The following is a 24,707-nucleotide window of genomic DNA, read 5'->3' on the forward strand; positions in this document are numbered from 1 at the left end:
GTCTGTTTTAAGCTTGAGGTTCCAACTCTCCTTTTCTGTATATAAAACGATTTGTCGGTATATACTCTTTTCTTTGCATTAAATTTACAATTTTAACGCTTTCATTATGTTTTAAGTATTTATAAGTAAAGTACCTTGCCACTTTGTCTTCATGTGTGGACAAAATTACTTGCCTATCCTTGAAGTCATTCCTTAGAACTTCTACTAACGACGACATGTTTATATCATCCATGGTTTGCACAGGATCGTCTATCAGAATACAAGAGAAGCGGGAAGAGTATACCCTGTGTAGAGCTAGTGTTAGAGATATCACTATTGCTGAGATCTGTCCTGAACTCATGGTATTAAGAATATCATGGTCGCTTTCCCAATTAGATACTAGTCTTACATTCTTTAGCTCATCATTACCTGTTGGATCCTTTATAAAGATTCCATGACCTAAGCCAGCTTGGTGAGACTGGAGTATTTTTCCTGAGTAGATATAGAATGGAATCTCTATCTCTGTAATCAGTTTTTTTCTATATTGTTTTATTTTGCTCTTTACTATCCTAACGAGTACATTGACTTCTGCCTCTGCTTTTTCTTGTAAAGCTATAGCTTTGTTCAACTTAGCTAGTTTCTTTGTTACTTCTTTGAGTGAATTAAAGTAAAGTCCTTTAATATAACGTTTTTTCCTTTCTAGCTGTTCTTCTTGTATCTCTGCAGTTAGAGTTAGATTTGAATCGAAATAGTCAGAATATATGCGGTCAAAAACACCATTAACATTAGTTTCGTAGAATCCATGTGGCGCAGTCCCTACGGCTGAGCGGATACGTTCAGATAGAGTATTGGAGGCTTCTCTAATGTAATTACTACTATCTAATATAGGAAAAGAAGAAGCTAATAGATCTTCAAAGAGTATGCCTTCTTTTTGAAGCCATTCACGTAAGCTCTTGAACCTGCTTTTTAAGTTTCGTGCTTTAGATAAAGCAAGCAGTTCCTCCGGTGAAGGAGAAGGGTTCTGTTCGATATAATCTGAGCACATTCGTGCTAAAGGTAAAATAAACTTAGTATTAAATGCTTCTCTGGCTTTTAAGAGAAATTTGTCTTGACCAGACAACTCTTGCTTAAGTAAATGACCATGTTTGGCAATTGCATCGCTGAGAGCTGTGTGGGTTTTGTGGTCGTGACCACATAACAAGCAGGCAGATTCTTTAGGGACATTGCTGAGATCGGTCTGCATCGCTTTATGGTGGGCGACTAATTCGGAGTATACGGAATTTAAACCTATAGATTTTTTTTCCAACTCAATCAACTCGTTTAGTTGATTAATGAAGTTTTTACCATCGTTATATCCTAATAACTCCAATGCGTCATTAAGCAATTTAGTCGTCGTTATGCTTTCTAGCATGTTAGAAGTTAGTTCAGAAAGAAAGCCTTTTATTAAACTATTGTCATTTGATTTTTTAACATATTTATCGTAACCATCTATACTGTTTACATAGCCAATAAATAACTGAATAACTTCTCTTTGTGCTATCGCTTTTTCGAACTTTAGATTTCTGATAAAGAAATTCTTGTGTGTTAAAAAACCTTTGATATATTCAACTTCTTTCAGTGAGGTATTCAACTTTTCTTCGTTTAGGTCAGAGATGTTTTCTGCGTCCCAAACAACAAGATTATTACTTTTATTTAGCCAAGGTAAAATGTAAAAATGTTCATCTGAACTTTCCACGCCTTCACTTGTATCTACATCAATACTATAACGCTCTTTAATCTGATCAATTGTAGATATGTTTTCCCGCTTTTTATTAGATATTTTCCCTTTGATTTCAACCAGTCGTTTAAGTTTATCATCAGCTTCACGGGTGTTACCAAACAACTGTGCCAGCTCTTCTGCTCGCTGAGTTTCATTCTTTGATTTAAGAAATCGGGAAGTTTCTTCTTGTTGAACATAATGAAAGAGTAAAAAATCACGTTTAAAATGACTACTATCAAAGTATAGATCTAATTGATTCTGACTTGAGGGAGTCAATACGCCATCAATAGATTCATATATATCCCACAATTCTTGGAACTTGGATATTTTCTTGGCGCTATTAGGCACGTTTGATTTTAACATCCGAATGAAAATTCTGGAATTTCCGTTATTATCAGTGAATACAAGTTCGATTTTTACATTATCTCTGCCTTTATGAGCAACTACGATATCAGTAGGGTTCTGGCGCCCTTCAAGTGAGATCAGGCGCTCTAAGTTTCCTGTTAGACCAAGCTCTATACCATCAAATACAGAAGTTTTTCCGTAACCATTGGGACCATCTAGTAGTATTAGACGTTGATCTGAAAAGTTGATCGTGTAAGGCTCTTCTCCAAATATCTTGAAGTTAGTAAATGTAACTTTAGTAAGTCGAATCATGAATCCGTTCCCCATATATCTTCTATTTTCTTTTCTATCTCATCTTCTACCCATAGATCACTGCTTTCAGTTAGCTTCTTATAAATACTTAATTGATTGGATGAAAAAGAATGTTCGATATCACCTAATAGATTACTCAACTCTTGTTCTTGAGGTAAGTAACTAATAAAAGGAAGTTTCAAAATTATCTTTAGTATTAGTGAATAGTAATCTTTTTGTTCCTTATTGTTACTTTTGAAGTGAAGAAAGCTCATTCCTCCATTTTGATTTATTATACTATTAATTACACCTTCGCTTATTTCAGATAACTGATTTTTATCTATATAACTCTGTAAATCTAATAATTCACTATCTGAATAAGTTATTATGTTTTTTTTAAAATTGTACTGATCTTCTTCGATCATTAAGAGAGTGTTTCTATCGATCTTGTCTTCTTTGTGGCAAAGAATTAGAGTGCAGTTCTTGGCAAACTCTTGTTCAACTAAACCACTTGTATTTATTTTATCAAACCAATCTTGAGTGTGAATATCAAGAAACTTTCGAGCTGATTCATCAGACTGATCATTAAGTTTTACGACTAAGAAATATTCTTGTCGGTGATTCCCCAGATTAGGTTTGAATAGGTTTAGTTCCGCAGAATCCTGGTGTAAAAATACCTCAGTTTCCTGGTATCCATTGCTAATTAAAATTCGATTTATTAGTTTATTCATGAGCTTAGTGCCACCTTAACATTTGATATTGGAACTAAAGATATGTCAGTTAACATATCATCTCTCTTAGAGCGAGGATCGTCATCCTCTCCAATTGGAGCTTCAGTATGAGTCAATGTTTTAGGTGAAAATACGTGAACATCTGGACCATCATAGATAATATTTTCAATTTCAAAGAGAAATTCCCACATATTGCTGTTTGATATTATTTGCCTCTCTATATAGGCAATTGGTACACCTACCATTATTGTACTGGGAAGAAATCGTTTAATGGGCAAAGATGTTGTTTTATACAACATTTGACACTTCTCTTTTATATTGGATATACAATTATAATCTAACTCATGTAATATTTTTAGAAGTACAAATCTAATACCATTTTTATCAACATTTATAGCGTTGTCAGTATTATTTAGTTCTTGTAGATTTATATGTGGACAAAAGTGCCTGTAGTAGGTCCATAGCTCCAATGCACCTAGGCTCAAAAGAATATTCTTTGATTCTTTCAAATTACATTTATCACCAACTTCCTGGTATAAGGTTGGATCGTTTATGTATTCATCCATCAAATATGCAAACTGATCTTTAAATGCGTATGATAGATATTGTAGACCGATGCCCTCGTGATCCTGAGTCACGGCCTCGATAATTTCAACAAAGCCAATAGATAATTTATCAGTACTTTGTTTAGCTTTGTGTCTATCTATTATGTAACTATCTATTATTCCCAAGAAGTGGTGTAACGTTTTCTGAATACGTTCTGGGGTATTGACTAAGTTCCTTGATGACAACAATTTCGATATTTCGGATTTAATTTTTAGGTTTATCGAACTAAGGTCGCAATAGCTATTTCCGTCATCGTAGATATACGCCTCTAAACGTGAGATTGCATTGTTTTGATTTTTAACTATTCTGTCTAGTTCAGAGGATATATTTGATGCTGAGTAACTAGGAAACGCAGAACGGATTATCGATGAGGGCTTTGGTCTATTTGATGTGTTAGATACTGCCTTTTCAATATAACTATCACCTGTTTTGGGGTTTGCTAATCTATACTCATCAATAATTGATTGAATGTCATCTCTTAACGAATCAATTATGTTCGTAAAATCAGTCTTCGGATTTACCTGCTTCCACGTGTGGATTTTTCCTAGTACATTTGGTTGTTTTGATAACTCTAAAGTAATTTCCAACAACGCATCTGAATATTTGCTGTATGAAGAAGTGTTATAAGCTTTCACTTGATGAAAGGAAACAAAGTTACCGCTATCACGTATCTCAAAATCTTCGTTGTCCTCTAGCACCAAGCTCAGATTTGAGAAATCGGTGTTTAACGGAAGAGAATTGATTTGTCGTAAAGTGTAGTAAAGAGCCACCTTTCCTTGATAGTTAAAGCCACTCCAAGATGGTGATGCATCAAAAGCCATCTAAGGACTCCCATGTCACTGTGTATGAAACGAATCTGTGGTGATAACATTTTGTTAAGTGTTATTTTCTTTAAGCTGTATCGCTTAGACCTTCACAACTATGACTATAATCACCACTGAACTTGCGCATGAATATAACACGAGACACATACTTCAAAATTTGACTTACTCCCTATTATGCTCATTGAAAAGTAATAAAAGGTCGAATCTTCAGTTAGTTGAAAGCAGTTACTTCAATCAACGAAACTTAAGTATATGCTTTGAAACGTTGAATTGAGTGTATTATGCCTGATCATTCTTTTTTAGGCTGTCAGTCATTGGTTGGTCTTGTCTCTTGCTTGTGATGTTGATGTTTGATCAAGAGTATTCTTATTGGATTACCAAAAGGTACACTACGAATTATATAAGTGAGAGTAGGAAGCATGACTTGACCCGCCTACAACTTCACACTTTATAGTGACTATATTGATTGAGAGGGGCGCTTTCTGTGTTCCCTCTAAAGTAAGTAGAGAGACACTATGAAACGTTTAATTCTAAACATCACACTCTTTGTATTCATGGCACTTGGTAGCATTAATGCCATGGCTCATGATTCAACGGTTAAGTACGGTATTGCTATATCTCACGATGGTGAGCAAATTGCGTATGGCAAAAACGGGAGCGGGGAGAAGGCGCTGATCTTGCCTTTAGCAACAAAATCGCTACTACGTTCTGCCCCTGATAGTGATAGAATCCCCGCATCAGAACTATCGAGAAACTAGGTATTTATCAACAATGTTTATCCATCATGTAAACGACATCGACTGGCTGGTGATTACAGCTTTTGAAGAACTAAAACCGATGTTTATCGAAGATGCAGGCCCAATCCCATCTTACTTCTCTATTAGCAGTGAATTGAGCCTGATTGATCAAGCTAAACGCAGCTATGGATTTTTGCCTACACTCCGTGGTGTGATCACCGATACTGGTACATATCAAAGCAAAGATCTTGATGAAGATTTAAACCCACAACTTGCCTGCCTAGTTGAAGGGCGTGGTCGGGTGTTTATCTATCACGGTGACTATGTGGCTTTTGTGGATGACGAGCAAACCTTTATAACCCGAATGGACTGAAATCGGCATCCCAACCAGTCTACAACTTCATACTTTATAGTGGCTATATTGATTGAGAGGGCGCTTTCTCTGCTCCCTCCAAAACATCACACTCTTGGTATACCTGAGGCATGGTAGCATGAGCGCCATAAGTCATGGTTTAAATGCTCAGCTCGGTACTACAACACAGAACTAACGAGATGCTTTGTTCTTTTTAAGGTACTTGAACCCAGCCCAGATGAGATAACTCACAACGCCGACGATGAGTGCTGAACGAATCAGAATAGGGGCGTCATGCTCAAGTTGAGTGGCATGAGGAACAATACTGGCAAACAACCGACTCGTAAAAAATAGCCCCATTACTAACATAACAATTTTATTCATGTGACCTTTCCCCCTAATCGACTTGTTGTACAGAACAAACTGCTAATGAATTCACTCATAACGAAGTCTTTATTGTTCTGCATGGAAAGCAAAGAATGCGCCTCTCAAGCGTGGTCGTCAACGCGATATCAGCCAAAAGTAGGTAAGCTTAATTTTCATTTTTGGAACTAATAAGCACCAAAACTGGAAATTAAAAGGGAGAGAGTGTGAAAACTGAGTCGATGTGATTGGTGATAAATGGAGCGCATGGTGACAGTGATTCGACCGATGTTTATGAGATCAGTGAGATATTGATCTTAAAAGCAACGTTTAGGTAAGTATTTTTATATCTATTCATTAACATTTTTTGATCACAGTTTGATAATTGTATTAACCCTATTTTTTAAGTGGCCTCTATATGCAATAGTAATAGTAGTTCAACACATAGTGTGACCGTAACTTTTGAATTTGAGAATAAACATAAATATGAAAATAGGTTGGTTATATGTTTGATTACCAGCGACTAAATTATGTTGCGAACACAGAACAAGAACTATCATCGATATTCACGCAGATATTTAAACTTTCAAAAGAGACTTACCAAAACCTTTCTCGCTTCTCTGTGACGCTGGTTGATGACGATCAGTTAGCGAATTTTTTTGTTTTAGACTCGCTAGAGGGCTCTTCAACCAACGATCTGTATAAAAAAGTGCTATCACTTAGGTCGAGTTTAACTTGTGTCGTTACAGAGCAAAATGTCCGTGTTGTGAGCGACTTAAAACGGTTGAATCAGAATGATCGAACCGTAAAACTTCTTCAGATAGGGCACCGAAGCAGTTACACATCACCGTTAATTTATGACGGGAAAACGATTGGTGTTCTATTTATCAATGCAGACACAGAGAGCTATTTCGATTGTCAAAAACTTCAACGAGATTGTGCATTTATATCGCAGGTTGTTAACGGCCTTATACTTAAGCACTGTGAGCGTCAGCATCATCTTCGGTCTGCACTCGCGATTGCATTAAACATTGGGCATGCGCGGGATCCGGAGACAAAAGAGCACTTGATTCGAATGGGAAAGTACAGTGAACTGCTGGCAAGGTTGTTGGCGGACACTCATCCAATCGACAATAGATTTATTCATTTAATCGCTCATTACGCTCCTTTTCACGATATTGGCAAATACAAAATTCCAGATGATGTACTTTTTAGTGATAAACGATTTTCATCCAATGACAGAAAAATAATGTCAAAGCACACAATATATGGTGTTGAAATTATAGATGAAGTGCTTTGTTACATAGATAAAGATTGGGTGATGGGAAGCGATATGGGTCTACTCAAAAACATTATTCGACATCATCACGAACGCTATGATGGCAGTGGAAGCCCTGACAATTTGTCGGGCACAAACATTCCATTGGAGTCCAGAATTGTCACTTTAGCGGATGTGTTTGATGCACTATTGAGTAAGAGAGCTTATAAGGAGGCGTGGTCAATGGAAGGTGTAATTGCTTACATAAAAGAGAACAGTGGCTTACTTTTTGATCCCGAATGCGTTGATTTGCTTTTAGATAACCTAGACCAGTTTGTCGCGATTAGAGATAAAAACAGAGATGCAATTGGCGGATAGCACGATGGGTTTGGTGTTACGAAGTATCGCGATAACTCAATGGGTTAAAGGTAGACGGTATGCTTGGAATATTTGTTCTCTTCGGGGGATAATATTGAGCATCAAAATGACTTATTCATGTTATGCAACTATTTCAGTGTGACCAATTGAGTATGCACTTTGAGTGTTCAACATACTGATTTTAGTAACTATTTATGAGTAAATACACAAATTGACAAAATTTTTAAGCGATCTATCAAATAGAGTTTTGTACTGATTATTTTGTTATTTCTGAATTTAAATTCCGCAGTTGTCTATTTTTTGACTTTTGATGTGCTTTTTGTGCTCATTGTACCGAATTCTTATCTGTTTGATTTATATGATGTATATCTAGATGGACTGAAAAAAGTTGGCGAAAATCAGAAGCTTGGCATACACTTTCCAAGTAAAGCCGATATGTTGTTGATTGGCTAAGTGAAATGCTTTGGCGCTACTAATTAAGTAGCAATGTTTAACACACCTTTGAGGATAGTTTTATGGCGCTCACAAAGGCCGATTTGGCTGAAAACTTGTTTGAAAAACTTGGATACAGTAAGCGGGATGCCAAGGAAACGGTTGAAGTGTTTTTTGAAGAAGTTCGTAAAGCACTCGAAAGTGGCGAACAGGTTAAACTTTCTGGTTTTGGTAACTTTGATCTTCGTGAAAAAAGCGAACGTCCGGGCCGAAATCCAAAAACCGGAGAAGACATTCCAATTACTGCTCGCCGTGTAGTTACTTTTAGACCTGGGCAGAAATTAAAAGCTCGCGTTGAAGACATTAAGTTAGATAAGTAAGCTACGCCCAAGCAATTGACCACGCCTCGCGTGGTCTTTTTGTATCTAATGAATCAAATTAAAAAGGCACGCTGATTAGCGTGCCTTTGTCGTTGTAGCGTTTAAGCAAGTATTGTTAGCCGTGACTATGCTGCTTTAAGTTGAGTGGTAATGTAAGGCTGCCACGCCTGTTGGTAGAGTTCTAAAGATTGACGACGCAAACTCGTTATCTGCGCGGTTTCAATATCATTCAGAGCTCGATTTTGCGCACTCGCCACACGTTCAATACCTTGGATGATTTCGTAAAGCTCATGTTCGGCTCCACTTTTCACTTCCGCTATTGCTTTTAAGTGCAATTGAACCTCAGCGACGATGTTTGTTTTTGGAAGACGAACCAACAGGTTTAAATCACGGTAGCCTGAAGGGGCTGGGGATTTAAATCGGTTTTTGACTTTTACGATTTCAGCTTCACGGCTAATGGTTTCGTATACCGTGACTAAGCTTTCTACATCGTCTGCAATTATCGTGGCACGAGCGAGGTCGGTGATTCTGTTTGTTTGACCATCAAGTTCTAGATTAATTTTCTCAATGGCACGATCTTGTGACTTCACACCAGCAAAGAGTGCGGAAGAATCAGTTAATAACGCTGTGCTTTTACAGATAGTTTCTAGCTCCAGTTGAGCTTGGTGTGCTTTGCTGTAAAGAATATCAAAATCATCATAAGGTTGAGTTGGTGACGATTTAATGGGTTTTATTCCGTAAAGTCCACTTAGGCTATGTTTGAAAAGCGTAGGAGAGACTTCATTCTGTGAGGATCGGTTTTGTTCAGTGGAAGGTGATGACACGGTTGCTGCAAATGCAGGCGCGCGACTGAGTACCAATAGCATTAATGCTGCTGTACGGAGAAAAGGGGCCATTTACACTCCTAGATTACTGTTACAAAAAAGGGCACTTAAAGGCAGTAACGTGTTTTCAAGAAATCTAACTGTATAACCAAATTTAACTATTAATGACCTTGGGGTAGAAAAACTAAAACCAACCCTGAAGTCTTAATACATCAATAAAATGTGAGCTACATTGCACTTTATTTCTGTTAAAACAGAGAGTAACAAACCTCTTCTTTCGTATGTCAATTTAATGCGAAGGTTTTGTCTGAGCTTGTAATCAGTTACTCTCTATTTGATGTATCCATTATCTACAGTGAATATGAATTAAACATGAACGATCCTGAATTTTGGCATAATAAATGGGCCGCGAATCAAATTGGCTTCCATTTAGAAGATGTAAACCCTCTTTTAACTCAGTTTTGGCAAGCGTTAGAGCCATCACGCACACAAAACGTTTTTGTTCCTATGTGTGGTAAAAGCGAAGATTTGATCTGGTTGGCGTCTAAGCACGATAGTGTGCAAGGCGTAGAGTTGAGCAAAATCGCTGTGCGGGCTCTGTTTGCTGAGCATTTGTACACGCCATTAGTGACAACGATGAACGGCCAATATGAACGCTATCAGTTTGATGAACTTGATATCTATGCTGGGGACTATTTCAATGCGCCAATTGATGATGTAGAGCTGATTTATGACCGAGCGGCTTTGATCGCTATGCCTGAATCTATGCGTCAAGCTTATGTTGAAAAACTGAAAAGCGTGTTGAAACCAGGAGGAAAGATATTACTGGTAGGCTTGGATTACGCACAAGAAGAGATGGCAGGGCCTCCATTCAGTGTTCCGCATGCAGAGATCAAGACACTGTTTGACGATTTTACTATTACACACCTTTATAGAGATGATGCTGACGAGAATCACCCACGAATTAAAAAAGGGCTGAGTCGATTTGCAGAAGAGGTTTGGCTGTTAGAAGCAAAATAGTGCTGAAACCGTGTGAATCTTTAGTGACGGCGTAACAATGTAATATTTGCTGCAAAGGCTTAGTGGAAAGGAATCCTAGTGGAAACCTAACGCTTTGCAGCAAAAGTTCATTAAGTAAGGGCTTATTTAGCCAAAACCTATCTATCCAGAACCTATCTAACCAGAACCGATCTAAACAAAACCTAGCTAGCAAATATTCATCAAGCACAGACTCGATAGCATTCCTAACATTGTTGGCCTAGAAATGAATCGTAACCTTACTGGCACTCAGTATGGCAGCGTCAACGGCTTCTTCGATAGTCTCACGACGAGTCAATGCCACACCTAGACGACGCGTTCCATCAATGTCCGGTTTCCCAAATAATCTGATTTGAGTTTGAGGCATTGCCAGTGCATCCTGCAAACCGTCAAAGCAGATGTTGTCCGAAGTACCAGCCGCAAGAACAACAGCAGATGCCGACGGACCATATTGAGTAATGGTGTTGATTGGCATACCAGTGAACGCTCGAACATGCAGAGCAAATTCAGACAACTCTTGAGAAATCAGCGTGACCATTCCGGTATCATGTGGGCGTGGAGAGACTTCATTGAAAACAACGTTATCGCCCTTTACAAACAGTTCTACCCCAAAGATGCCATAACCGCCTAGCGCATTAACTACCGACTCTGCGACACGCTGAGCTTCTTTAAGTGCACTTTCAGACATACGCTGAGGCTGCCATGATTCACGGTAGTCGCCATCTTCCTGACGATGTCCAACAGGCGCACAAAAATGTACACCATCGACAGCACGCACCGTCAGCAGCGTTATTTCATAATCAAAATCGATAAAGCCTTCAACGATGACTCGACCAGCGCCAGTGCGTCCGCCTTCTTGCGCATAATTCCAGGCACAATCAATATCGTTCTCGGTTTTTATAACACTTTGCCCCTTACCTGACGAACTCATGACAGGCTTGACGACACAAGGTAGCCCTACAAACTCAACGGCGGAAACAAAATCTTCATAAGAATCAGCAAAACGATAAGGAGAAGTTGGTAGCGATAACTCTTCGGCAGCTAAGCGGCGGATCCCTTCACGGTTCATCGTCAGCAGAGTCGCTTTCGCACTAGGCACCACATTCAATCCATTCGCTTCTAATTCGACCAGCTTATCAGTAGCAATTGCTTCAATCTCAGGAACAACATAATCTGGTTTTTCAAGCTCGATGACTTTCTCCAGAGCTTTACCATCTAACATATCTAGAACATGGCTACGGTGCGCGACATGCATTGCAGGAGCGTTAGGGTAGCGATCACACGCAATGACCTCTAAACCCAACCGCTGACATTCAATGGCGACTTCTTTACCAAGCTCGCCAGAACCTAGTAATAGAACACGAGTTGCGCTTTTGCGCGTAGCTGTACCAAACATGTTAACCCTTAAATTTATGCTTTTCAGAAAATGACTGCGGCGATAATACTGCATTCAAATCAAGAAGCAAACGTTTGCGCAACTGTTCGGTGAAATTTTAAACGTAAAAAAGACGCTAATGAATAGCGTCTTTCTCAAAATGTAATCATTACGATGCTGAGTTATGTATCGTTACTTCAACATCGCTTGATTATGCGCGTCTCGAATTACAGCGCAGCATAACTAACAGGGATATCAGGGTTAATCGCTTCAAGTGTAGACTGAGTGTCTGCAAGGTGGCTGATTGCCCCTTCTGACATTTCAACTAGAGCAGCAGATTCAATATCCTGAATATCATTACCAGCCATCAGTAGTTGTACAATCGCAACTTGAAGTGGTGGTAGGCTAGGGTTGAATGCTGCATTTTCAGCGTAAGCGCCTAGGTAAGTATTTCCGTTGCTCACTTTAATCGCGACACCACTAAGGTTTTTAGTGTAAGGCGCATGGCTACGGTTTAAAGCACCCAGAGCACTGACAATAAGTGGATCACTGTCAGAGGTGGTTGCTTGGTGATCAGTTTTTGTCATCAAGCCAGAAGTAATACCAAGATCAGCAGGGCCGAATGAATCTGGAAGGTACTGTTGAAGTGACATCTCTTCGCGTTCTGGAAGTTGGATCATCAACTCTTTTGCTGTTGTCAATTCATTCATAAACTGGCGACAGTGGCCACATGGGCTAAAGTTGATGGTAATGTCGCTCAGTCCCTCTTCACCTTTCATCCAAGCGTGGCTGATAGCCGACTGTTCTGCGTGAACAGTTTGACCAAGTTGTGCGCCAGCCACTTCCATGTTTGCACCGAAATACAAACGGCCAGAAAGACCTCGAACTACCGCTCCAACATAAAATTTGGAGATTGGTGCGTAAGAGTAAGCCGCAGCAAATGGCAGTAGTGCAATGCGCAGTTCGTTATCTTTCATTTGAGTAATAGAAAGAAGCTCATCAAACTGCTCTTTTGATATTGTCGCATCAAAATTGTCAGCAAGAAGAATAGGAGATAAGAACTCTGTAATGTTAGTTGGTGCGGCTTCTAATGCCTGAATAATGCGACTCTTCATGGTGAATCCTTGTATAAGCGTTGAAGTTAATTCTATGACATCAGTAAAATGATGCTGAGGCGCAGGTCACATTATCAAATGTAACGAGGTGTTCTGTTGCAATATTAGAGTGAGGTCACACATGATAACGATTACAAGGGGAAAATTGTTATTCACGTCATGTATTGTTGCCCCTGACTGCGACACAAAGTGGGCGAAATGAAAGAGGATAAGTGGTAAATGGTCAATCGCTGATGATTAATTGACCACATTTAAGGCGAGATTAGAGAATCAACGCCTTTATGATTGAAAGCCTAGTCTTAATCTGAAAGCTTGGTCTTAATTTGAAAACTTAGCCTTAATTTGAAAGCCAAACGGCCAAATCAAAGAAAGAGGGTGCAAGAATAGAAGTAATCACACCGCACAAAACTAAGGCCAAAGAGCTAAACGCAGCATCTTTGGGATCGGTTTCTGCACATGTCGCAGTGCCTAATGCATGAGAAACGGTTCCCATGGTTAAACCTTTTGCAATCGGATGTGTGATATTCAGTAAGCTATAAATAGGGTAGGCAGCAATCGCTCCAAACAAGCCAACAATGAGCACCAAAATCGCGGCTATTGCAGGTTCTCCTCCTAAGTGACTTGAGACTTCCATCGCAATTGGGGTGGTGACCGACTTGCCTAACAAACTTGCTATTAGCGTGATGTCTGCGGAAAAATAAACAGCAATCAGCGTGGCACTCAGCATAGACAGCACGCTGCCAACGCCACAAGCAAGCATGATGATGCGCCAATTCGCACGTATCTGTGGAAGTTGTTCATACAAAGGATAAGCGAGGGCAACAACAGCAGGCTGAAGCAAAAAGCTGATCCATTCATTATCGGCATAGTACGTTTCAAATGGGACTTTCAAGAAAGTCAGCAGCGGTATAATGATCGCAATGCTGATCAGCAATGGATTCATAATAGGGTTGCTTGATTTTATACTAAGCCATCGAGCGAATAGGAAAACGGCAATCGTAACGAGTAACCACATTACTTGTTCCCCTTCTTCAAAAATCGGTCTAAACCCCAACCTAAGCTCACTAAAACAATAAGAGTACCGCCAACTGCACTGGCCATAATCGGCAGAGCGTTATTCAGCAGCATATCGAAATGTTCCATGAGCCCGACACTGATGGGCACAAACAGCAGTATCATAAAACGGATGAGTAGGCTTGCAGAAGGTTGAACCCAATGTACCGGAACTAAGCCAGAGGCCATTAACCCGAAAAGAATAAGCATGCCAATGACACTGCCAGGAATTGAGAGCGACAGTAAATGCTGGATCCCAAGCCCAGCGGAAAGGGATCCTAATATCAATGCAAAAGAGACAATGTAGCCAAGAAGCGTTTTCGCCATAGTGAGATATGTTCCATAGAAGATAAGCGTATTTTGTACTTAAGAGACGAGTTTCTCCACGTACTGGTATACCGATTTTAAAAGAGCGATCTTCTTTTCGTCACTTTCATGTTCGTGAACTAAGTTTTCCAGATTAAGCATATAACTTTCAATACGACTTTCGAAGTACTCGCGACTATGGTTTGCCCAGCGTTGTTGTTCTGATTCACTGAGTGTCCAAGGGTAGTTACGCGCACGGTAGCGGAATAACAGCGGCTCAATTCGCGGATCTCGGAATGTAATATCAAGAGTTCCAAGATGTTGTGGATCAGCTTGACGAATAATATCCATCGAAGCTTTGTCCGCTGGAGAGAAAAAGCCTTCGTATAATTTAGTATCTACATCATCAGACGATTCAAATTGACGCTCAATGCTGTGCAGACCAATCAGCTTTTCACGGATCTCAGGATTCTGTCTCAACAACGCCAAATGTTTTAAGCACTGTTCGCGGTCAATGCCAATGTTAGCTGCATTTTCTGCGGTTAATGTTTTAGCCGGTGCCAGAATTGGGCATTTATTCAAATGGACTAATTTAACTGGAACAGGAAGTTCATCCGCTGCGAGATCGTCACGCTTGGTAAACATACGTTTATGCAGTTGATCAATACCTAGATCAAAAAGTGGGGTTGGATCTTTTGCTAAATCAACAACAATGACGGCATTGTTATTAGTTGGATGCCAAGCAACAGGCACAATCCAACTTGTGTAGGAACAATCTCGACCAAGCATACCTGAAACATGCATCAGAGGAGTCATGTTCACGATGTCCACCAGCTCGTTCAGTTTGCGTTTGTGGCGCATGTTGTAGAGATAATCGAACATCTTAGGTTGTGCTGCTTTGAGCTTTTTCGCCAGCTCAATCGTTGCGATCACATCTGCCATCGCATCATGGGCATTTTCATGTTCGATGCCATTCGCTTTTGAAAGGTGCTCAAGTTTAAAGCTTGGGTAGCCTTCATCGTTCTCAGGCCAAATAATACCTTCTGGACGCAAAGCATGACAGGCGCGCATTACATCGAGCAGATCCCAGCGAGAGTTGCCGTTCTGCCAGCTCCATGCATACGGATCGATAAAGTTACGGTAACAAGTATAGCGTGTCACTTCATCATCGAATCGAATGCTGTTGTAACCCAAGCTGGTGGTATTTGGCTTTGACAGTTCAGCATGAATTTTAGCGATAAATTCAGGTTCAGGGAGGCCTTCTTTCATCGCTTTCTGTGGCGTGATTCGAGTAATTAAAGCCGCTTCTGGCCCCGGCAGATAATCTGATGGTAGTTGGCAGTAAATAACAAGAGGTTCACCAATAATATTGAAATCTTGGTCGGTACGTACACCAGCAAACTGGCTTGGACGATCCTTGGCAGGACTCACGCCCCAAGTCTCATAATCGAAGAAGAAGTATGTAGCCTGTTCATCAGTATTCATGCTTTTTGTGCTTTGCTTTGGATTATTCAAAACAGCCCTTTGTTATCAGTCGATTAGCATCATTTGTTGTGCTATATTTTCAATCGAATTTTATTGTTTTAGTGCGTTTTACATATGTATTTGCGTCTAAATATGTGTCCATTTTTGCTAAGTGCTGCGTCCTAATTTTAAAGGCAAACAAATGAGCTTAACTGATAAACAATTGAAGGCTATCTCTAAGTCAAATGAGTATGACGGAGTCGCAGAATTGAATGATGGAGAAGGCTTAATAGCTAAAATATCTCCAAAGGCAAATATCACATTTCAGTATAGATGCAGATACAACGGTAAAAACAAACGCATACGTATAGGCAAGTATCCGATAATAAGCCTTAAGAATGCAAGGCAAATCCACAAAAGGATGCTTGAACTTAAAGAAGAAGGGCGAAACCCTGAAATAGCCTTAACGGGTGAAACCGACTTCATCACCCTAAAAGACTGCTTAGATTTCTGGTTTGAAAATAAAGTCTCAAATCAAAAAGAGGGAACACGCACTCTTTATGAGTCGGTTGCGAAAAACTATTTCTATCATGCATTTCTAGATAGAGATGTAGAGAAAGTCACTGCACGAGAATGGATGCACTGGTTTGATGAAATCGCCAAGAAGAATCCTAAAACGGCCAACTCTGCTTTCTCAAAGATGCGAGGTTGTCTCAATTTTTGCAAATCAAAATTCATTATCGATGGTACTCATTTTGAAAAGATAAAACAGCAAGATGTTGGAGAACAATCAACAGCTGGTGATCGAGTTTTGTCATTGCCGGAATTGGCAAAAGTGTGGATAGCTATTGAGCGTAGTAAAGCAGGTACTTCAACGAAGAATTTACACCTAATGACCATTCTTTGGGGTAACCGGATATCAGAATTGCGCCAAGCAAGGCGTTGCCATTTCGACATGATTAATGATGTTTGGACCGTACCACCAGAACTGAGCAAAATGGGTAATACCATTCGCAGGCCAATTCCTAAACATATTAAACCAATGTTAGAGCGATTAATGAATATTTATGATGACTACCTTTTCCCAGGGGCATCATTACATAAGCCAATCACTATTTCAGGGGCAAATCGTTATATAAGAAGGCTTCGTGATTCGATGGACTTACCTCACTGGCGAACTCATGACTTCAGGCGCAGTATATCTACTTTATGTTCAGAGCAGGGCACCATGCCACACGTTACAGAAAAGATGCTCGGTCATGAGCTAGTTGGAGTTATGGCCATATATAACAAACATGATTGGTTGGCTGAGCAAAAAGAAGGGTATGAGATATTTGCGGATGCTCTTTTTGGGCAAGTTAAAATAGAACTGACATCGATAAATTAGCTAAGTGTTACGTGATCTATTGTATTGCGTCATAAGCATTATTGTTATGGGTTTTGTAAGATTTTATTGCTGTTCGAGTACCTCAAAGTTCCAAACTTTTTTTTCATTTTTTGTAAAATAAAGTGCAGCGTCCTTTTTGTTGGGTTAGGATCGAAACTTATCCAAAAAATCTAACGATAGTAAAAAAATGAAATTTAAAAATATAGTAGGCGTAATTGTGGTTACATTTTTACTCGCAGGGTGTACTAATTCCCAGCTAGTTTCTGCGTTTGGGGGATACCAATTCAATGAGTATGGGCATATTACAACAGCCCGAAAAGTTGTTTTAGCAAATGCTTGTTATGAAAGTGGGGAAATTTCACAAGAAAAACGAAATCAACTGCTTAATTCTGTAGGGAATGTACTACGGGTAGCGGCTTACGATGAAAAGAAGCTTAAACAGAAAATTGAGTTAATAAGTATAGATAAAGCGAGTTTACTTCAATATTGTTATGGCTTTGATGAGGTTCTACAAGGTCAATATCAATGGGAGCAAAATGTTGTGGGTTATACGAGAGATATTCGAAATAAAAACTTGAATAGTATCGCGGAAAATCTCAATTCAACAGGTAGAAGTATGAATGATACTGGTAAAGCTATGTTAAATTCGTCAACAAATTTTCAGTCACCGCCAGTAAATCCATTGCCTGAAAAATCAAGAGGATACAATACTCATGTACCTAATCCTGCGAATAGTATCGATACTTTTCAAGTGCTCATGAGTCAGACTAAAGCTATGGATGGCTCGACAGTATGTGTTTACTCACTTGGTTCAACAGTTAATTTGACTTATGGGACAACGACTTGCCCTCGGACTATAAACTAAGTTCCAATAGCGCACTATTGATAAACCTCGCCATTTTATCAAGTATTGCGGCGTGAATAATTCACGTCGCATTTCCAGTTTGTGCAATTCTCTAATCGCCTTAAAACTCACACCAATTAAGTTAAACTCATCCAAGTGCCAATTTACTAACCATTGTTAGCTGTTAGACTTAAACCCTCCTTCATACTCTATCCACTCCATCACGGCAGCTCTGATCCAACGCAGTGGTGATTTACTTATTGGCTCTGGAAAACCTCGGTTCTTACGCCAGCTGATTATGGTGGTACGCTTTTTATCGAAAAAATCTAACACTTCTTGATGACACATGATCTTGTTTGATGATTCAGAGTATCTAGATGCATCGTAAATGGCTGTTTCAGGTTTGGAATTACTAGCCTTCACAAATGCAGGTGGCGTGTAATTGAAGCTTAAACTTAAAGTCTCGGACTGTGAGTAACTCATTGCACAAAGTTCCTTATTAAAAGTAGATAGATGCCGTTGGTCAGTTCGGCATGTCAGAAATAGGGTTGTTATTAACCCTGTTATTAAACAAACGTCGAATCAAATAACTACGAATGATCGACACAATAGTAAAGAAAGCGCCTATTAACAGGTTGTCAGTGATGGGTAAATTCACATCAAAGTAAGGGAAAATCAGCAGTTGGCTCAATAGCGCAACCCAGTAGCCGATAAACACATTAACAACACTTTCCAATAAGCTGTGCTTTCTAGTCTGCATCGCGTTCTTTCCATGAATACAAACCGTAAAACACCACGCAAACAAAAATATAAGTACCTACTGTCATACAATTTCTCCTGTCATTGCACCTGCACAAAACCCTAAGAACATTGCGCTCACGTAATCGTCGGTAAAGCCAATATCCTCACTAAAACTCAAATCGACCTTGCCCTCACCAAACTGAGCAGCAGCCCAGAGCTCAAAGGCTGGCTTAAATGTCATAACAATTGGATCTAAAGTCATCAATTCCCCTTAGCCCGCAAGCTCATAAATTCGAACTCGATTAATTGTGTGCCAACACATGGCATCACCCTTAAACAAACCGCCTTCGCGTAATTTGGCGCAGCCTTGGGGTAATTGCTCTCCACATTTGCTGCACTTACCTAAACTCTTTTCAACTTTCGGAATATCAGCGTGAACACGATGGATAAGCGATTGCAGCGCCTCTTCTTGACTGTATGGCTCTGAAGGGTAGGCGAAGAATGTACAAATTTCGTTTAGCTTTTGCTGTTCTTGCGCATTAAGAGAAACACGTAAGTCATGATTGCCACTTGCCTTACGTTTTGCTCTTAGTTTCGTTGCTCGCTTAGCTACTAGTTCACGCTTGCGTTCTTCTGAGGTCATTAGGCTTTTGCCTTAGTCGTGCGCTTTGAAGCTTTTGGGGCAAGTAGCTGGCGTGCTCGTGTTAAGCATTCATCAAATACCTTTCCGCGAGCGAATCGAGCATTAGAACGGTAGAAGTTGATCGCGTGCTCTACGGCCTTACTGATCTCAAATGGTTTGTAGCCGTCATCTTCCAATCTAGAAGTAATATGCTTACCGATGAAAGCTTCTTGGCTTGTTTTAAATAATGCACTCATTGCGTTACCTTTTATTTGGGGTGATTCCCCGCAATCAGCCTAAGTACTTGAAATTGGTGGTCAGCCAGTTATATACTGATTGCGAGTTCTTGGTTTATCTAAGTCTCATTGCACAAAGTTAACCCTTATCGGTTTGGTCACTGATAGGGGTTTTCTCATATCTAAGCCTTCTAAAATCCTCATTGCACAAAGTTCTAGTTAAACTGAATGACGTTTAACTTACTGCTCAATTGCTCAGAAAGAGCGTTGAACTGGTGGATGATCTCTAAGCTCTCACTGCCAACGTTTATTTCTAAACCTTCACACTGATTACTGAGTTGAATAAGCTGCTTTAGCTCGTCGTAAAACGGGTCCGACTTTGGCGTGTTCGCAAGGAAGTGCTCGAAACTTGCCTTATGTAACTGAATGGCTTTTGAGCCTTCTAGTGTTTTGCTGATTGATTCTAATGGTATAAATTTCATGTGCTTTCTCTTTAACACCTTAGGTTGTATTTAATCCTACAACTAAAGCTTTTATTGTGTCAACACCTAAAGTTGTATTTATAGGTGTAAAAAAACCCGCACTAGGCGGGTTCGTTGTGTTTGGCTGCGGCTAAAGTTCCATTACAACCTGTCTTACATAACCGACAATACGACAGTTACCATTGATTTGAATCGGATCATATTTAGGATTTAGAGGAACTAGAAATTTCTGTGGGCCATCGATCTCCAGTTTTTTGATTGTAGCTTCTGGGGCGTCATTGAGTGTAGCGACAACAATCTTACCGTTATCTGGACAGCTACAAGGTTCAACAACGACAATAGATCCTGCAGGTATTGATGGAGAGCCAAAAGGGTTCGTCATCGAATTACCAGTTACACGCATAGCAAAAGCTTCTTCTGATACTTTGACTGATGTAATTTGCCTCTCAAACTCTTGATCTGTTTCAAGAATCACATTAGACCAGTTACCAGCTTGTACTTGACTTAATATGGGTAAAGAGCGGATATCACTAGCATTAACCATTACAGCATTCGTGGATGATGCATTATTTTGTTCAGGGCTTTGACCGTTATCGATTTGTGATTCAAAGCCTTGAAGCCAAAGTGCGCTGCACTGAAGAGCATTCGCAAGCTGCAAAATGTTGCGAGGTTTTAAAGTTCTGCCATCTTCAATTTTATGAATAGACTGCTGAGCAACGCCAACTCTTTCGGCTAATTCAGCTTGAGAAAGACCTAGTTCTTTTCTACGTTGCTTTACTCTATTAGCAAAACTCATTCGAGATATCCTCAATTTTTGAGCCTTTCGGCGATTCCTCATTATCACAACAAAATGTGTTAATTGACAAACAGCTTAAGTTGTAATTTAATGTACACCTTAAGTTGTTAAAGGTTGTGAGGTTAATATGTCAGCCATTGAACGATCTACTGAAATTCTAGGAGGTCAAACATCATTAGCAAAGCTTTTAGGTGTCAGCCAGTCTCATGTTTGGAATTGGATTAATCGAAAACGCCAAGCTCCAGCAAAATACATCCGTGCAATATCAGAAGCGACAGGGGGCAAAGTGTCAGTAAAAGAACTACTTACTGACCATGAAGATAGTAACTGAAATATGTAGATATACCTGATCATTAATATTCTGGATAAACAACCAGTAAGGAAAAAACATGCAACCCAGTTTAAAGAGCGTTATGCATAACGCTGTTGTCGCTTGGCGGAGCGACGCAAACAAAGAGCAAATCGCAGAATACATTGCTCGGCATTATCACAAAATGAAAATCTTCGACGAGGAAGATTGCCAACAAGAACACATTCTCAAAGTGCCTTCAGCCGCGAACAACTTCAATAACACTCAAAACTTGTTTCGCTATGTGAGCCGAACAAGCATCGAGGCCAAAGCCAACATCATGGATCTGTTGCCTGCCATTATCGCAGCAATGCCAAAGGCGAGGGCAACGGCAGCACTCAACCAGTTCTTGAATCCACTTGGGTTTTCAGTCGCGGCGATTGGAGCAAGCAACACCATGGCGAACCGCGATCAACTTCTTGCCGATTTCAGCAAGGAATCATCTGAAGCCTTTCGTTCTGTGCTGTTACTCAGTGAGTACGCAACACAAGACCAATTACGAGCAGCTTACAAAGAAGTGCAAGAGAGCGAAGGTGCTCACGAACCGCTAATGAATTACCTCGAAACATTAATCTCGCAAAAAGGCTGACCACCTATGAACTTGCGAACGTTAGTGAAATTTTATGGAGAACTTTGTGCAATGAGTCTTTCTTATCAAAACTACTGCGGCCAAATGATTTGGGTCGCCAACAATGGGCACTGTCGCTTTGTTGTTTCTCGCAATAAAGCGAATCAAATTCTGAAAAAAATGAAGGCGAGGGCGGCTAGATGATCGAATTTCTAGACAGACCCATCGCATTTCATCGACCATTCGTAAAGCTTGGCATCGGCATAACGGGCGCTTTAATGCTTAGCCAAGCGATTTACTGGAGCCGCAGAACTAACGCTTCTGGCTACTTCTATAAGACTCAATCTGAATGGGAAGATGAAACGGGAATGACCCGTAGAGAGCTTGATACAGCACGCAAGAAATTACGTGAATTAGGCATTCTGGAAGAGAAAAAACAGGGTGTTCCATGCCGTATTTTCTACCGTATTAATGAGCCAACCTTGATTGAACAATTGCGCCATTCTAGTTTGGCGGAATGCGCCAAGCAGTCCAGCACAAAAGCGCCAAGCAGTGGTGGCGGAATCAGCCAAACTAAAACAGAGACTACACATAGACTACCAGAGACTACTACAAATAAACTGTGTGGTTTAGAGGTTGCCTTTGAACCTATCTGGAAAATATATCCGACCAAAAAAGGTAAAAAACAAGCGTTAGCGAAATTCAAATCCATCGTGAAGGGACGAACGGAAACCACTGAACAATTTTCAGCGATGCTTCTTGCTGATATCACTGAACGAATTAATCGCTGCCAATTCGGTTTCGACAAACTGCACCTAACGACTTACTTGAACCAAGAACGCTGGAATGACGAACATGAAAACAATCAATCAAACCACGCTAAGCCAAGCCTTCAGCCAAATCGATACGAACAACACAACGCAGATTTGCTCGCACGATACGGTCACACTGCCGCACCAAGTGGGCAATCAGGTGATCCAGTTGAGCGTGGAGGATTGGGTTCAAATCAAGTTTGTGGAAGCCTACGGGGCGAAGTGGCCGCACAAGGAACTACCATCGACTTGGATTCAAGCGATTACCACAATGTCGGCCAGTGAGATTCACCGAGCAGTAGGTCAAGCGTTGTTGGAGGGGGATGCATGGCCTCCAAGCTTGCCAGAGTTTGTATCGATGGGACGCGAAGAACTGGTCGATGTGGATGAAGCGTTTACCAGAATGATCCGAGGTAAGCCGCAAGGTGATATCGAGTACTGGACAGCGCAAGAGGTTGGTTTTTTATGTCGAAGTTATTTGAGTGAGCGCGATGCAAGAACCAAGCATCGCAAGGCGTTGAAGAAGTACGCCCAAAAAGCCAAAGCGGGTTCGTTACCTGCGAGAAATACCAAGCGTTTGCAAGACAGATCAAACGTGAAACCAATTAGTGATATTCAAAGACCAAGACCAGAGCAATTTGAACAAAGCTCTGTGTTCGCAAGGGTAGCAACAATGGGAGCAAGGGCGTAATGCGAATAGAAAAACTGCTGGCGAAATTCAATGTTAAAGGGATCAACTATGAACCGTCACTTGGTGGCAAGGCGTTGCTGTCGTTGGACGAGCAGCTCGCCCTTGTCGGTTTAGCCTGGAAAGATTCGCCAGTGGGTTTTCTGGTGCTGTTCGTTGAAATCCTGCATGACAAACCCGCCTTGCATAATTTGTACAAAGCAACTTTGGTTGAAGCCAACACGCTAATGGAAAAGTGGCGCGGCCCATACCCAGAAAAGGCGCTAGAAGCTTTGGTTGCCACAGCTATCGCAGAAACGACTCAACAGTTCGGCCAAGTCTGCCCCGAGTGTAATGGCAGCGGTAAATACATTGCCAAGAACCGAGCAAGAAGAACCTGCCCATGCTGCGACGGTGGCCGTATTGGTTGGACCCAAGAAACCCGCTTCGCTTACTTCTGCCAAACCTTACCCGTTACTTTCTCACGTTTTAAGAAGTACGAATCGATTTTAGGCAAGTTGGTTAAGTGGTTAGCGGATAAACGCAATGGAGCTGCGTTGGCGTTGCAGGGGCGGTTTGAGAAAGAAGAGAGTATGGCAAAAGTATTAGAGGCTGAGGTGTAGCTCGAAAGGGCGGCTCAAGGTGGTAGTGAGTAACAGAGGTTATGTGGTGTGATGTTGGAGTAGGTTGTCTTGATCCTTCGGCCTACATCAACACTGCGCTTGTTGATTTACGGATGCCCCCGTTTGAGGGCTGAAGTAGTAGATAGCTTTTAAATTAAGATCGAATATGGCACTTACGACTTCAAAAATATCCCTTTATGCGTCAGATTTTTATTTATTAACATGTTGTTAATACGTGATCTTCTTAACAATATCCATCCATATAATAATGTTCGTTGTGAATCCCCGTGATGTTTTGTAGGAGTTTTATTCCCTAAGCTTGCAACTTTTCCCGGCTATCTGTGAGTGTAATGCGCCAGTGCTTGAGTATTAGTGAGGATATAAATTTTGATGTATATCATTTAAGTGGTTATAAAATGGGTTCATAGTAGGCAATTATGCGGTAAGTTTCCGTCTAGATGGTGTTAGTCATTAGAGGATGTATGAATTCCAGAATTATTCGAATAGGATTAGCAATAATAGCTGCCTTAATATTTACACTGCCAATTTATTGGTTGATTGAAGTTACACATATAGTAATTGCGTGGATTGTCATTTGGTGTATTTCATTTGGTTTAGTTGTTGATACCTCAAACTTGTTGGTGAGGGGGTTTTTATTTCTAATTATATCGGTAGCTCTTGGTATGATAGGGGTTGGATATGCGAAAGCTACATCTTCAGATTGGCTATGGGCTATTGAGTATTTATCTCAAGTAATGATTTTAGTTGGTTCTGGTGTTGGTGCTAATTTTATAGCTCATCATTTTATTAACCGTAGAAAAAATGTCTAACAACAATGCATTTAAGACGGATTCCCAACGCATGGCGTTTTCGGCTTACTTCGGTTTAAGTGTTTATGTCACAATGGTTTAGGCTGGGTGGTTAGCGTTGCTCACCACTTAATGCGGCGTTATGAAGCAAGAGGTATAGT

The 24,707-nt window shown here is 40.4% G+C and carries 30 protein-coding genes; 13 read left to right on the top strand and 17 right to left on the bottom strand.

Annotated elements, in window-relative coordinates; genetic code table 11:
* Window positions 1-7: 7 nt before the first annotated feature.
* The 3 genes from OCV39_RS06505 to OCV39_RS06515 are packed head-to-tail and all read right to left on the bottom strand — an operon-like array spanning window position 8 to window position 4,532.
* The gene (locus OCV39_RS06505) at window positions 8-2,395 is read right to left on the bottom strand and encodes an AAA family ATPase (RefSeq protein ID WP_261889332.1); all 2,388 of its coding nucleotides are present in this window, start codon (window positions 2,393-2,395) and stop codon (window positions 8-10) included.
* Window positions 2,392-3,105 carry an ABC-three component system middle component 1 gene (locus OCV39_RS06510; RefSeq protein ID WP_261889333.1) on the bottom strand — a complete coding sequence of 238 codons (714 nt, stop codon included), beginning with the start codon at window positions 3,103-3,105 and terminating at the stop codon, window positions 2,392-2,394. The genes OCV39_RS06505 and OCV39_RS06510 overlap by 4 nt, the downstream gene beginning before the upstream one ends.
* The gene (locus OCV39_RS06515) at window positions 3,102-4,532 is read right to left on the bottom strand and encodes an ABC-three component system protein (protein WP_261889334.1); all 1,431 of its coding nucleotides are present in this window, start codon (window positions 4,530-4,532) and stop codon (window positions 3,102-3,104) included. The genes OCV39_RS06510 and OCV39_RS06515 overlap by 4 nt, the downstream gene beginning before the upstream one ends.
* 518 nt (window positions 4,533-5,050) lie before the next feature.
* Here OCV39_RS06515 and OCV39_RS06520 point away from each other — a divergent pair.
* Together OCV39_RS06520 and OCV39_RS06525 are read left to right on the top strand one after the other, a co-directional pair.
* Complete coding sequence (locus tag OCV39_RS06520; RefSeq protein ID WP_253825308.1) at window positions 5,051-5,293, top strand: hypothetical protein; 243 nt, start codon at window positions 5,051-5,053, stop codon at window positions 5,291-5,293.
* Between the two features lie 13 nt (window positions 5,294-5,306).
* On the top strand, window positions 5,307-5,645 hold the full coding sequence (locus OCV39_RS06525; protein ID WP_136994501.1) for a cytosolic protein: 339 nt from the start codon (window positions 5,307-5,309) through the stop codon (window positions 5,643-5,645).
* A gap of 171 nt (window positions 5,646-5,816) precedes the next feature.
* On the opposite strand, the gene OCV39_RS06530 is transcribed toward OCV39_RS06525, so the two are convergent.
* The gene (locus OCV39_RS06530; RefSeq protein WP_017052313.1) at window positions 5,817-6,008 is read right to left on the bottom strand and encodes a hypothetical protein; all 192 of its coding nucleotides are present in this window, start codon (window positions 6,006-6,008) and stop codon (window positions 5,817-5,819) included.
* A gap of 484 nt (window positions 6,009-6,492) precedes the next feature.
* Between OCV39_RS06530 and OCV39_RS06535 the strand changes: the two genes are divergently transcribed.
* Together OCV39_RS06535 and ihfA are read left to right on the top strand one after the other, a co-directional pair.
* Window positions 6,493-7,623: an HD-GYP domain-containing protein gene (locus tag OCV39_RS06535; protein WP_261889335.1), complete on the top strand. Its 1,131-nt coding sequence runs from the start codon at window positions 6,493-6,495 to the stop codon at window positions 7,621-7,623.
* A 515-nt stretch (window positions 7,624-8,138) separates the two neighbouring features.
* Window positions 8,139-8,435, top strand: a complete 297-nt coding sequence (gene ihfA / locus OCV39_RS06540) for an integration host factor subunit alpha (protein ID WP_017052310.1) — start codon at window positions 8,139-8,141, stop codon at window positions 8,433-8,435.
* A gap of 125 nt (window positions 8,436-8,560) precedes the next feature.
* On the opposite strand, the gene OCV39_RS06545 is transcribed toward ihfA, so the two are convergent.
* Complete coding sequence (locus tag OCV39_RS06545; protein ID WP_261889336.1) at window positions 8,561-9,331, bottom strand: RelA/SpoT domain-containing protein; 771 nt, start codon at window positions 9,329-9,331, stop codon at window positions 8,561-8,563.
* Window positions 9,332-9,631: 300 nt separating this feature from the next.
* Here OCV39_RS06545 and OCV39_RS06550 point away from each other — a divergent pair, with 300 nt between their 5' ends.
* The gene (locus tag OCV39_RS06550; protein ID WP_029203337.1) at window positions 9,632-10,279 is read left to right on the top strand and encodes a thiopurine S-methyltransferase; all 648 of its coding nucleotides are present in this window, start codon (window positions 9,632-9,634) and stop codon (window positions 10,277-10,279) included.
* 238 nt (window positions 10,280-10,517) lie between these two features.
* Here the strand turns inward: OCV39_RS06550 and purT are convergent, their stop codons facing one another.
* The 5 genes from purT to sbcB all read right to left on the bottom strand — a co-directional run bounded on the left by purT (window position 10,518) and on the right by sbcB (window position 15,631).
* Window positions 10,518-11,693 carry a formate-dependent phosphoribosylglycinamide formyltransferase gene (gene purT / locus OCV39_RS06555; RefSeq protein WP_261889337.1) on the bottom strand — a complete coding sequence of 392 codons (1,176 nt, stop codon included), beginning with the start codon at window positions 11,691-11,693 and terminating at the stop codon, window positions 10,518-10,520.
* A 206-nt stretch (window positions 11,694-11,899) separates the two neighbouring features.
* Window positions 11,900-12,787, bottom strand: coding sequence for a cytidine deaminase (gene cdd, locus OCV39_RS06560; RefSeq protein ID WP_017052306.1), 888 nt, complete (start codon window positions 12,785-12,787; stop codon window positions 11,900-11,902).
* Between the two features lie 337 nt (window positions 12,788-13,124).
* On the bottom strand, window positions 13,125-13,802 hold the full coding sequence (locus OCV39_RS06565) for an LrgB family protein (protein ID WP_113795711.1): 678 nt from the start codon (window positions 13,800-13,802) through the stop codon (window positions 13,125-13,127).
* The gene (locus tag OCV39_RS06570; protein ID WP_017052304.1) at window positions 13,802-14,167 is read right to left on the bottom strand and encodes a CidA/LrgA family protein; all 366 of its coding nucleotides are present in this window, start codon (window positions 14,165-14,167) and stop codon (window positions 13,802-13,804) included. Before OCV39_RS06570 ends, OCV39_RS06565 begins: the two co-directional genes overlap by 1 nt.
* Window positions 14,168-14,206: 39 nt before the next feature.
* Complete coding sequence (gene sbcB / locus OCV39_RS06575) at window positions 14,207-15,631, bottom strand: exodeoxyribonuclease I (protein ID WP_261889338.1); 1,425 nt, start codon at window positions 15,629-15,631, stop codon at window positions 14,207-14,209.
* 181 nt (window positions 15,632-15,812) lie between these two features.
* Between sbcB and OCV39_RS06580 the strand changes: the two genes are divergently transcribed.
* Both OCV39_RS06580 and OCV39_RS06585 read left to right on the top strand, forming a co-directional pair.
* Complete coding sequence (locus OCV39_RS06580) at window positions 15,813-16,997, top strand: tyrosine-type recombinase/integrase (RefSeq protein WP_261889339.1); 1,185 nt, start codon at window positions 15,813-15,815, stop codon at window positions 16,995-16,997.
* Window positions 16,998-17,184: 187 nt separating this feature from the next.
* Window positions 17,185-17,862, top strand: coding sequence for a hypothetical protein (locus tag OCV39_RS06585; protein ID WP_261889340.1), 678 nt, complete (start codon window positions 17,185-17,187; stop codon window positions 17,860-17,862).
* 156 nt (window positions 17,863-18,018) lie between these two features.
* Here the strand turns inward: OCV39_RS06585 and OCV39_RS06590 are convergent, their stop codons facing one another.
* The 7 genes from OCV39_RS06590 to OCV39_RS06620 form a co-directional block, all read right to left on the bottom strand.
* Complete coding sequence (locus tag OCV39_RS06590) at window positions 18,019-18,324, bottom strand: helix-turn-helix transcriptional regulator (protein WP_261889341.1); 306 nt, start codon at window positions 18,322-18,324, stop codon at window positions 18,019-18,021.
* A gap of 40 nt (window positions 18,325-18,364) precedes the next feature.
* Entirely contained in the window at window positions 18,365-18,601 is a 237-nt protein-coding gene (locus tag OCV39_RS06595; RefSeq protein ID WP_261889342.1) for a DUF7220 family protein, read from the bottom strand.
* A gap of 63 nt (window positions 18,602-18,664) precedes the next feature.
* Window positions 18,665-18,844, bottom strand: coding sequence for a hypothetical protein (locus OCV39_RS06600; RefSeq protein ID WP_261889343.1), 180 nt, complete (start codon window positions 18,842-18,844; stop codon window positions 18,665-18,667).
* A 9-nt stretch (window positions 18,845-18,853) separates the two neighbouring features.
* A complete protein-coding gene (locus OCV39_RS06605) occupies window positions 18,854-19,225 on the bottom strand; it encodes a hypothetical protein (RefSeq protein WP_261889344.1) in 372 nt (123 codons plus the stop codon).
* The gene (locus tag OCV39_RS06610) at window positions 19,225-19,461 is read right to left on the bottom strand and encodes a hypothetical protein (protein ID WP_261889345.1); all 237 of its coding nucleotides are present in this window, start codon (window positions 19,459-19,461) and stop codon (window positions 19,225-19,227) included. Before OCV39_RS06610 ends, OCV39_RS06605 begins: the two co-directional genes overlap by 1 nt.
* Before the next feature lie 194 nt (window positions 19,462-19,655).
* Window positions 19,656-19,922 carry a hypothetical protein gene (locus OCV39_RS06615; protein ID WP_261889346.1) on the bottom strand — a complete coding sequence of 89 codons (267 nt, stop codon included), beginning with the start codon at window positions 19,920-19,922 and terminating at the stop codon, window positions 19,656-19,658.
* A gap of 130 nt (window positions 19,923-20,052) precedes the next feature.
* On the bottom strand, window positions 20,053-20,718 hold the full coding sequence (locus OCV39_RS06620) for a LexA family protein (protein WP_261889347.1): 666 nt from the start codon (window positions 20,716-20,718) through the stop codon (window positions 20,053-20,055).
* A gap of 127 nt (window positions 20,719-20,845) precedes the next feature.
* Here OCV39_RS06620 and OCV39_RS06625 point away from each other — a divergent pair, with 127 nt between their 5' ends.
* The 6 genes from OCV39_RS06625 to OCV39_RS06650 all read left to right on the top strand — a co-directional run bounded on the left by OCV39_RS06625 (window position 20,846) and on the right by OCV39_RS06650 (window position 24,567).
* Window positions 20,846-21,049, top strand: a complete 204-nt coding sequence (locus tag OCV39_RS06625; protein WP_261889348.1) for a helix-turn-helix domain-containing protein — start codon at window positions 20,846-20,848, stop codon at window positions 21,047-21,049.
* Between the two features lie 58 nt (window positions 21,050-21,107).
* Window positions 21,108-21,656: a toxin YdaT family protein gene (locus OCV39_RS06630; RefSeq protein WP_171757285.1), complete on the top strand. Its 549-nt coding sequence runs from the start codon at window positions 21,108-21,110 to the stop codon at window positions 21,654-21,656.
* A gap of 257 nt (window positions 21,657-21,913) precedes the next feature.
* Window positions 21,914-22,732, top strand: coding sequence for a hypothetical protein (locus OCV39_RS06635; RefSeq protein WP_261889486.1), 819 nt, complete (start codon window positions 21,914-21,916; stop codon window positions 22,730-22,732).
* Entirely contained in the window at window positions 22,719-23,138 is a 420-nt protein-coding gene (locus OCV39_RS06640; RefSeq protein WP_261889349.1) for a hypothetical protein, read from the top strand. The genes OCV39_RS06635 and OCV39_RS06640 overlap by 14 nt, the downstream gene beginning before the upstream one ends.
* Window positions 23,138-23,737 (top strand): hypothetical protein, encoded by a 600-nt coding sequence (locus tag OCV39_RS06645; protein ID WP_261889350.1) that lies wholly within the window; start codon window positions 23,138-23,140, stop codon window positions 23,735-23,737. Before OCV39_RS06640 ends, OCV39_RS06645 begins: the two co-directional genes overlap by 1 nt.
* Window positions 23,738-24,219: 482 nt before the next feature.
* Window positions 24,220-24,567, top strand: a complete 348-nt coding sequence (locus OCV39_RS06650) for a hypothetical protein (RefSeq protein ID WP_261889351.1) — start codon at window positions 24,220-24,222, stop codon at window positions 24,565-24,567.
* Window positions 24,568-24,707: the final 140 nt, after the last annotated feature.

It is taken from the genome of Vibrio cortegadensis (assembly GCF_024347395.1).
Classification (GTDB): Bacteria; Pseudomonadota; Gammaproteobacteria; order Enterobacterales; family Vibrionaceae; genus Vibrio; species Vibrio cortegadensis.